This is a genomic window from Parasphingorhabdus sp., from assembly GCF_048267785.1.
GTDB lineage: Bacteria > Pseudomonadota > Alphaproteobacteria > Sphingomonadales > Sphingomonadaceae > Parasphingorhabdus.
Map to the genome: position 1 here is coordinate 43,250 of NZ_JBLWWU010000023.1, position 9,333 is coordinate 52,582.

Consider the following 9,333-nt stretch of genomic DNA (forward strand, 5'->3'; position numbering starts at 1 on the left):
AAAATGCGTCGATGAGACCCGGCGCAAGAAAATTTGGGAGAATTTCTATGCGCATTCGAAATGTCTATCGTTCCATGCTGATGGCGTCGTCTGGCCTGTGTCTGTTCGGGGTGGTCCCGGCACTGGCGCAATCGGAGGGAGCCGGGCCATCCGATATCGACTCCGGTTGGGCAGATGGTGCCACGAACGCCACTCCCGGCGCGATGGGTGCGGACGAGGCACCCCTGGTTGACGAAATCATCGTGACGGCACGGCGTCGGGAGGAAACGTCGCTCTCGGTTCCGGTTGCAATTACCGCGGTCAGCGGTGCTCAGCTCAATGATCGCGGGATCAGCAACGTGGATGCTCTGGCGCGTTCCGTGCCGACGCTGATTACGAGTGAGGCAACATCCTCGCCGCAGGGCGGTATTGTTTCGCTGCGTGGTCTGTCGGGTGTCGACGCGAATCCTTTCAGCGATCAAGCCGTGTCCTTCAATATCGATGGCGTCCCGGTTGCCCGGTCTTCCGTTCGTCGATTGAGTCAGATGGATATCGCTCAGATCGAGGTCCTGAAAGGCCCGCAAGCTTTGTTTTTTGGCAAGAACAGTCCGGCGGGCATTATCGCCGTGCGGTCAAACGATCCGACCGAATATCTGTCTGCGTCGATCACTGCCGGTTACGAATTCAACGCCGATGAGTTTCGTACCGAAGGTTATGTTTCGGTGCCTGTCACCGACACGCTGGGAGTCCGTGTTGCGGCCTATTACAGCACGATGGAAGGATATATCACCAATGTCGCGCCTAATAGCGGCGCCGGTGTCCGTGTCCCGTTCGATCGGCGTGTGCCCAATGGCTATGAATATGCCGTTCGCGGCACCGTAAAATGGGAGCCCAGCGACCAGTTTGATGCGCGGTTAAAGGTTTCGTATAATAAAGCAGATGGTTCGGGCTCCACTGATGTCCTGCAATTCGTCGACTGCCCACTGGGCGTGCCCCAGGGGACGCCTGCTGGCTATCCTACGCCTGAAAATTGCAAGGCCGACGACCGCGTCACTGCCAGCGACAATATTGGTCCTAATTTCCAAGCCGCCGACTCCAGGTTCGAGGAGGAAACATTCCTACGATCCGACCAGATCCTCGGCAGCTTGGAAATGAATTTGAATTTGACCGATACTCTTACCTTGTCGTCGATCACCGGATATTATGACGCAAATAATTCCTATATCGGAAGCTTTACCGCTAACTTTCTGGAAGCCGGAATTCCCCAGACGTTTCTGCCGGCCTACGCGCGGTTGAAAGTCCGTGAGATTACCGAAGAAGTGCGGCTAACGAGCAGTTTCGACGGCCCAGTGAACCTGATGGTCGGAGGCCTTTATCAGGATTCCAAGGCTGAATCTGAAGCGGTCGTTTATCTGTTGTCAAACACCCCGTTCTTCAGCTCGAACTATGCCTACCAGCAGGATGGCCTTGCCTATTCGATCTTTGGTCAGGTAATGGTTGACCTGAGCGAGAATCTGGAATTTTCAGGCGGAGCCCGCTACTCCTATGAACGCAAATCGCTTCCAGTTTTTACTGGGGCGGTCAGAAGTGCTCCGGCCGATTTAATCGACATCTCTGCACCTCGTCGTGTCAGCTTCAACAATCTCTCGCCAGAAGCGACGCTAACCTATCGACCCAGCCGCAATCTCACCGCTTACGCTTCTTACAAGGAAGGGTTTCTTTCCGGCGGCTTCAATGCGACCCAGCCAGTGGTCGCTCCGAATCCGAACGGTCAGGGGCAGCTTGTCTCTTTGATTGATCCCCGTTACGATCAGCAATTAATTCATGGATTTGAAGGCGGGCTGAAAGCTTCGCTCCTGGGCGGCGATCTGCGCACCAATCTGGCGATCTATGATTATGATACAACTGGTCTACAAGTCGCTGTACTTGTCGGCTTGCAGCAGGAGCTGCGCAACGCGGGCGAGGTCAGTACGCGCGGCGTCGAATTCGATTTCAGCTATCGCACGCCGCTTGAAGGCCTGAACCTATATGGTGCAGTAGCGTATGAGGATGGCAAGTATACCGATTATCAGGCTACGTGCTATCGCGGGCTTCCGGCGCCCGAATGTCGAGTTCAGGTGAATCGCTTCACCGGACAGCCAGGACAGCTGCAGGACTTGTCGGGTACCCAACTCGCACGTGCACCCGATTGGATGGGTAACGTTGGCTTTACATACGAATCATCTGAGTTTTCTGGCCTGAAAATCGGTACACAAGGCAATGTCAGCTTTAGTTCCAGCTTCTTCACTGACGTTACCAGTTCGCCGGGCGGACGGCAGGGCTCCTATCAGCTGTTTGATGCGGGCATCAAATTGATGGATGCCGATGATCGCTGGGAGATCGGCTTGCTGGGCCGCAACCTGACGGACGAGTATTATTTCACGAGGTCGGCGGGCAATCCGTTCTCGGGTGGAGCGCCCGGTGGCACCAGCACATTGTTGGCCGATACCGTAGCGGTGGCGAGCCGTGGCCGAGAAATATGGGTGCGCGCAACCTATCGGTTCGGAAACTAATTGGAAAGACTGGAGTGCCGAAGGCAAGCAAGGCTCATGTGCTCTCGCGGGGGACATTAATTCATCCATGGTTTTCGACATGATAGGACGGATACCCGACTTGAAATTGTTGGCAGCGTGAGTTGCAGTGTTGCCTGTCCGTCTATATTTTGGTGGTGAAAATCTCATGGATGATACGCACAAATACGATGTTCTGATTGTGGGCAGCGGCGCTGCAGGCTGCGTTTTGGCAGAACGCCTGTCGGCAGATCCGTCGTGCAAGGTCCTCTTGCTTGAGGCGGGGCCACGCGATGATCATCCGTTTATCCACATGCCGCGCGGCATTGGCAAAATACTGACCAATCGGCGTTATATCTGGCCTTTTTCGGTGTCGCCTAGGGAGCGGAGCAATGCGGATCCGGAAATTTGGGTTCGCGGCAAAACTCTGGGTGGATCGTCCTCGGTCAATGGCATGATGTATGTTCGCAGCCAGCCCGGCGATGGCGCCGATCTTGCCGAGTTGGCTGGCCCCGATTGGAATTGGGGCGTCATGGCTGATGCTTACAGGTCAATGGAGGCAGGCGCGGACGATAAATGGCGCAACAGGCTCCGCGTATCGCTGCCACCGCGCCATTCACTGATGGACCGTTTCATTCGCGCGGGTGCCTCCATTGGACTCAAGGATACCGATGACGTCAATCACCCCGATGACGAAGCCAGGATCGGATATTGCCCCTCTACCATTTGGAAGGGGCGCCGACAAAGCGCGGCGGTCGCATTCCTGCATGGAGCGGAGGGACGGTCTAATCTGACCGTCCGCACTGGCGTGAGTATAGACCAGATCCTCTGGGACGGCACCACAGCTACTGGTGTTCTTGGCAATGAACGCGGCGAAGAGATTCATTATTATGCAAATCGCGTGATCCTGAGCGCCGGAACATTCGGTTCGCCTGCGATTCTCGAACGGTCTGGCGTCGGAAGTCGCGAACGCATGGAGGCACTTTCTATCGAATGCAAGATCGACAGGGCGGCTGTCGGTGAGAATATGCGTGAACATTGCGCACTGGCCCTGCAGTTCCGGCTGAATCAGTCCCTTTCTCTGAATTCGCAGTTCTCTGGTGCCCGGCTGGCCTTCAATGCCGTGCGATACTTCGCGACCAGAAGAGGGCCAATGGCGAGCGCTGCTTATGATGTTCTGGGTCAATTTCGGACGCGCCCGGAACTTGACCGACCCGATGCACAGATGATCGCCGCGCCTTTCAGCATCGACAAGAGTCAGCAATCACTCGCGATGGAGCGAGAGCCCGGTATGCAGATAGCAGTCTACCCGTTGCGCCCTGAATCAACCGGTAGCACTCATATTGTAAGCCGGGACGCGAATGTCTATCCAGAGGCCCATCTTGATTATTTTGCATCCGAGGGTGATTGTCGCACTATGATAGGCGCAGTCCGCTTCGTTCGGGATCTCGTGGCATCCGATCACATTTCTGGCGTCATAACGAGCGAAACTAGGCCCGGGCCAAATATGCAGAGCGACGATGATATACTCGCCGCATATCGCGAAATGGGGACTCCCGCCTATCATGCGTGCGGAACTTGTCGGATGGGCAATGACGACGATGCGGTCATAGATTCGGCTACTCGGGTTCGCGGTGCGCAAAACCTTCACGTCGTAGATTTGTCGATTGCTCCTGTCATGCCGGCCGGCAATACTTTCGCGCCCGTAGCAGCGATGGCTTGGCATGCCGCCGACCTTATCCAGGCGAAAATGGTGTGAACGGATCTGCGCTCTCAGGTGTCCGGATTATTGACCTGACGACCGTGATCTTCGGCCCGTCCGCTAGTCAGATTTTGGCAGATTATGGAGCCGATGTGATCAAGGTGGAGGCCCCCGGCGGCGATTCTACCCGCCATACTGGACCGTCGGCAGAAGCTGGCATGGCTTCGCTCTTCCTCGGAGCAAATCGCAATAAACGCTCAATAGTGGTCGATCTCAAGGAAGAGGCGGGACGACAAGTGTTGATGGCTTTGATCGACACCGCCGATGTATTCATGCACAATATAAGGCCACAAAAACTGCCAGGTCTCGAACTGACGCGAGAAGCGCTCTGCGCCCGCCACCCGCGACTTATCTATGCGGGATTGCATGGTTTTGGCGAAGACGGTCCTTATGCCGGCAAGGCTGCCTATGACGACATAATACAGGCGTTGTCCGGTGCAGCTGATCTGAGTCGGCGCCAGTCCGGAACGCCGCGATATATGCCCACCATCGTCGCGGATAAAGTCGGCGGTCAGATGGCGGCGCATGCTATTCTAGCCGCACTTTACCAAAGAGAGCGGACCGGCAGTGGGCAATTCATTGAAATACCGATGTTCGAAGCGACTGTACAATTCCTGCTGATGGAACATTATAACTCAAGGCATATCGCGAAGAATTCGTTGAAGACCAATGGTGATGACGATGAGGGCTTCGGGTATCGCCGAACGCTATCGCCTTCGCGAAAGCCCTTTCGTACCCAAGACGGTTATGTCTGCTTCATGCCCTACAGTGATCGTGACTGGCAGAAATTTTTCCATGCGATTGGACGGGGCGATCTTGCCAGGGATGCGCGGTTCACGAAGATGAGCACGCGGGCTCGGCACATCGAGGAGCTTTACCAGCTGCTCGAGACAATAATCGCGGAAAATTCGACGGACTACTGGATCAAGATGGGCGCGCGCCTTTCCCTCGCATGCGCTCCGGTTAACAGGCTCGAAGATCTCGAATACGACCCGCATCTTGAGGCCGTCGCTATGTTTGCGACGATGCCCACCGGTGGGGACTGGGATATGCGGTTTGTCAGGAGCCCCATCAAACTAGCGGAAAGTAATGTTTCGCCGACCGTACCTCCGCGTCTAGGCGAACACAGCGAGGAGATCCTGGCGGAACTTGACCTACCGCAGGAAGTGCGCAACGCAGTGCTGTCAGTCTAGCCGCAACTCGTCTCCGGTCGGCACACCAAAAGCCAGATCGAGATTACGTCAGGCCGCGAGATTTAGCACTCGGCCAGTGCGGCCGAGCGTCGTGTTCTGTATTCCCGACTATGACGCGCCATTTCGTCATGGCGTTTAAGAGCGCCAGACAGACAGGCAGAAAGGCCTAGGGACTAAAGTCCCTATTTAGTTAAAAGGACCCATGTTGCGAAGAACATATTTCGATGCACCAGAAGCAACCGGAAGCGATGCCTTATTGGCCACGCAGGTAACGATGCCCTTCGAATCGGCGGCTGCTCTAAAAATGTTTGGTAAGATAGACTAGCTAATATTGCCGTGAAAACGGTCTATGTATCCGGCTCATCGGTCTTTCGCGCAAACCTCTTGTCGAAAGAGGTCCAGAGGAAAACAAGCGCAATATTCAGACGGAACTGGAATTTGCGAGATCAAGAGCGAAGCATGTCATGCTCCAGATCCTTAAAGCTACGACCATTTTCGACCAGCGTCGCTTTCTTGTCCGTTTAATTCTGCCACCTGCGAACGACGGTGTCACAATAACCGGGGTCGTATTCGATCAGCCTCGCGCACCGCCCGCATTTTCTTGTTCCAGATGCATACGTTCTTGAGCTCGTCGAAGACCCGCATGCCGGCCTGGTTGAGATCGGTCATGTGGCGCCAGTCAATACAGATGAACGCAATAGCCCCGTCGCGGCAGAGGGGTATCCTCGTTGAAATCAAGTCCACGTCTCAGGAAGCGATTGGCCAGGATTTGAAACGATATTTCTTCAATATTACTTCAGCCGAGTTGCTCGTCGCTCAATCCCTGAAGGACCAATGCCGGTATCTGTTTCTCAATCTGGCAGGCGGTGATTGGCAGGAGTTGTCAATCAATGAAGTTCTGAGCCGGTCCAAAGGTACGTACCCCGCCCATCATATCCGGCTGTGAGCGTGCCGGTCCGAAATCCTCTGCTACCGACGGGGCCAGCCCGCTTAACTCTCAGGCCCCCCAGGGATCATCTGAGGGGCCGTACCAGCCATCATCATCCATATCGACGCCATCCTCCGGCATTTCCTCGGGCCCTGCAATATCAGGGGTCCGGTACGTGTCCATCGCCTGCACCCACCGGAGCAGCTGCGAGAGTGCATCGACCTGGTCGTCGTGACGCGAGGAAGGGAACCCGAGAAGCTCGCTGGTAAAATCACCCAGCCAGTGCGCGCGCTCCGGGAGAAACAAGCGCCCACTCTGGATCATAGCGCCCGCGTTCAGAGCCCGGGCGATCTTGTCACCCTCGGGGCGCCGGGCAATCGGGAGCGGCACACCCTGCGGTTCTTCCGCCCACAATGACTGGATGAGCGCAGTCCCCGACGAGGCATCCTCGATCAGGAGGACCGTTGCGTTGTGTGCCCGTCCAAGCTCAATGGCCTTGGCCTTCAGCAAGTGAAATTTCAGGCGCTCCCGAAACACGTCAAGAATGTAGATTTGCTTGCCCTGGATCAAAGCGGTGACGCAGACGGACCAGTCGTTGAACGGATTGTCCTTGGACGCGGTATCCCAGGACTGGACAATCTGGCCGTAGCCGAGGTCAATGGTACCTGATTTGTAATAGCGCAGCCATTTGGCCTCGATAATATTGCCAACCGCAGGAACGGGCGCCTGCTGGAACTGGCTGGCAAACACGATCGGATTGTCGGCCTTGCGCCTGAGCAGCACCTCGAGGCTCTGGCGGGCAGGGTGAAGCGCGCTGCCGGCTCGCCTTTGCCAGATCCTCCCCCGGGTGAGAGGAATGTCCTCGTCGCGCTCGGCGATGGCGGGCAAGCATAGCTCGTACCAGCCCTCCCGTTCCTTGAGGATGCCAACCAGGTCACCTTCATGCAGGCGCTGCATCAACACGATGATCACGCCGGTAGCCTGATTGTTGAGGCGCTGCGACAATGTATCGTCGAACCACCGAATGACCTTTTCCCTTGCTGGCTGCGACATCGCATCCTGCGTTTTCATGGGATCATCGATAATGATGATGTCCGCACCAAACCCGGTGGTCACACCGTCAACCGATGTCGCCATGCGCCGTCCGCCGGCGCTGGTCCGGATGTCGGCCACCGAGCGCCGGGTCAGCACAAGGCTTGGAAAGGCCCGGCGATACCAGCTGCTCTGCATGATCTTGAGACAATCGCTGGCATGATCCTCGGCCAGGTCCTGACCGTAACTGATACACAGGAACGAAAGCGATGGATCATGCCCCAGGCGCCAGGCCGTCCAGGCAACAGTTACTGTCCGGGATTTGAGGTGCCGCGGCGGTATGGTGATGGCAAGGCGCGTGTTGCCCCCCTCCTCGATCCGCTCCAGCTGCCGGATGATCGCATCAATATGCCAGTTGGGAATAAAGGCGCTCTCGCCGCCCAGCTCGCGAAATGCAAAGCGCAGGAAAAAGTAAAAATCGAGGCGCAGCAGAGCGCAGATCGCGTCATCGGTATCAGCATCAGCCATCGACGCTCTCCCCGTCTTCTGCCGCGTTTTCAGCCCCGTCTCCAATTAGGTCTTCAGTCGGAGCCGGGTCTCCAAAAAGCCCAGGATCAATCCCCAGTTCCTGCGAGCGTTCCTTCAGATAGGCTTCCAGTATCTGTTTATCACCAAGCGTGTGATAGCGCCGGTTCTGCTGCTGCGCCGCCTCAATGCGCTGGCACTTTTTATCAACGATCTCGATCGCCTTGTTCTGTCCCTTGACCGATGCATTGTCGATCAGCCTGAGGTCGATACTGCGCCTTTTTGACATCCGCCGCTTTTTCCCGTTTTCGCTGACGGTCGTTTTGCGCTGCAGCTCTTGCATGAACTCGGTGTCGGCATTGGGCACGCCCTTTTTCCGGCTTCCGCGCTTCCGCCCGTCGTCGACGGCGAACCGGCTTTTTTTGGGCGGCCGGTTGCGGCCGACCTTGTAGGATCCGTCCTCGCGGACATTGCCCTCCTTGAACGGTTTGCCATCCTTCCGGCGTCCCTGCCGGGATGGCGGCTTTTGGTCATCGCCAACATTGCCCTCCTTGAGAGGTTTGCCGTCCTTGGGCTGTCCTTGCCGGGATGGTGGCTTGTCTTTATCATCCCCGCTCATGATGCCTCTCCCAGCCGCGCCTTGGCGACTTCATGAAACGACGTTACGCCGTCGAGAAGCGGCTCGCAGTCGGTGGCCTCTGCGGTGCGGCGAAGGATCACGTCGGCGTAGACAGGATCTAGCTCGATCGCCCGGCCGCGCCGCCCCGTCATCTCGCACGCGGCCAGGAGTGTGCCGGATCCGGCAAAGGAATCGAGCACAATGTCCCCGCGCCGCGAGCAGTCGAGAATGGCATCGGCAATCATCTGTTTGGGTTTGACGGTGGGATGATCGGCGAGCTCCTCCATCCTTCCTGCACGAAAAGTGTTGGCGGATGGATACCGCCAGACATTGCTGCGATTTCTCCGGCCCAGCGCAATATTGCTGATATGCGTGCCCGGGCTCACCTTGAAGACATAGCAAAGCTCATGGGCTGATCTGTAGAACGCGCCCATTCCCGGGTTCTTGGCCCAAACAATCATGTTTTTGAGTTCATGGAACACGCCCTGCGCTGCATCGAGCATATAGGGCGCCCCGCGCCAGTCCATGAACACAAAGGCAATCGCGCCCGGCACGCAGTGCGCGGCCATCGCTCTGAAGGACGGACGCAGCAGGGTCATACCGAACTCGGCCAGCGGCATCTCGCCTGCTCCCATGACAAAATTGTCATGCTTGACCTGGCCATTGCCTGATACGTTGTTCTGGATCGCGCATCCATAAGGAGGATCGGTGACAATCAGCTGCGCCCTCCCGCCTTCAAGCAGGCG

The 9,333-nt window shown here is 56.7% G+C and carries 6 protein-coding genes; 3 read left to right on the forward strand and 3 right to left on the reverse strand.

Features of this window, described 5'->3' with window-relative positions:
* Window positions 1-47: 47 nt before the first annotated feature.
* The 3 genes from ACN0VD_RS15600 to ACN0VD_RS15610 all read left to right on the forward strand — a co-directional run bounded on the left by ACN0VD_RS15600 (window position 48) and on the right by ACN0VD_RS15610 (window position 5,483).
* Window positions 48-2,531: a TonB-dependent receptor gene (locus ACN0VD_RS15600; protein WP_417595914.1), complete on the forward strand. Its 2,484-nt coding sequence runs from the start codon at window positions 48-50 to the stop codon at window positions 2,529-2,531.
* 166 nt (window positions 2,532-2,697) lie between these two features.
* Window positions 2,698-4,287: a GMC family oxidoreductase gene (locus tag ACN0VD_RS15605; protein WP_417595916.1), complete on the forward strand. Its 1,590-nt coding sequence runs from the start codon at window positions 2,698-2,700 to the stop codon at window positions 4,285-4,287.
* On the forward strand, window positions 4,284-5,483 hold the full coding sequence (locus ACN0VD_RS15610; protein WP_417595918.1) for a CaiB/BaiF CoA transferase family protein: 1,200 nt from the start codon (window positions 4,284-4,286) through the stop codon (window positions 5,481-5,483). Before ACN0VD_RS15605 ends, ACN0VD_RS15610 begins: the two co-directional genes overlap by 4 nt.
* A gap of 997 nt (window positions 5,484-6,480) precedes the next feature.
* Here ACN0VD_RS15610 and terL read toward each other — a convergent pair.
* The 3 genes from terL to ACN0VD_RS15625 form a co-directional block, all read right to left on the reverse strand.
* Window positions 6,481-7,971 (reverse strand): phage terminase large subunit, encoded by a 1,491-nt coding sequence (gene terL, locus ACN0VD_RS15615; protein ID WP_417595920.1) that lies wholly within the window; start codon window positions 7,969-7,971, stop codon window positions 6,481-6,483.
* The gene (locus tag ACN0VD_RS15620; protein ID WP_417595922.1) at window positions 7,964-8,587 is read right to left on the reverse strand and encodes a hypothetical protein; all 624 of its coding nucleotides are present in this window, start codon (window positions 8,585-8,587) and stop codon (window positions 7,964-7,966) included. Before ACN0VD_RS15620 ends, terL begins: the two co-directional genes overlap by 8 nt.
* Window positions 8,584-9,333: DNA-methyltransferase (locus ACN0VD_RS15625; protein WP_417595924.1), on the reverse strand; the 750-nt coding region annotated here is incomplete at its 5' end. The genes ACN0VD_RS15620 and ACN0VD_RS15625, both read right to left, overlap by 4 nt.